The 431-nt window shown below is 29.0% G+C and carries 1 protein-coding gene; it reads left to right on the top strand.

Going from position 1 to position 431, the window contains the following annotated elements:
- A partial coding sequence (locus GBG18_RS15140; RefSeq protein ID WP_152192408.1) for a transposase occupies positions 1 to 284 on the top strand: 284 nt, incomplete at its 5' end.
- Between the last annotated feature and the right edge of the window lie 147 nt (positions 285 to 431).

Here is a 431-nt window from a genome sequence, read left to right as displayed (position 1 = left end):
ATAGTAAAGAATTTAAAGATTCAACGGTACAGTTAATAATCAATAATAATGAAAGTGTTGTAAAAGTAGCACAAGATTTAGACATAAATGAAAAGTCATTATATAGTTGGGTTAGTACCTATAAAAAAGCACATAATATTCCAATAAAAAGTAGAAATGTAAGTTCTTCTACTGAGCCACTAGAGCTTGAAGTCAAGCGTCTTCGTCGTGAATTAAAGATAGCCAAAGAAGAACGAGATATATTAAAAAAGGCAACAGCATACTTTGCAAAAGAAACTCTATAAGGTATGCTTGGATATATGAACATAAACAGAGTTTCAGTATAAAATTAATGTGTAAAGTAATAAATGTAAATCGGTCTGCATACTACCATTGGGTGAATACTGGTTGTGTAGTTAAAAAAGTTGATATTCAATTAAATGAACTAATTA

This window comes from Poseidonibacter ostreae, from assembly GCF_009208075.1.
Lineage (GTDB): Bacteria > Campylobacterota > Campylobacteria > Campylobacterales > Arcobacteraceae > Poseidonibacter > Poseidonibacter ostreae.
The sequence above is the reverse complement of the archived record's forward strand: the minus strand, read 5'-3'. Positions and strand labels throughout refer to the sequence as shown.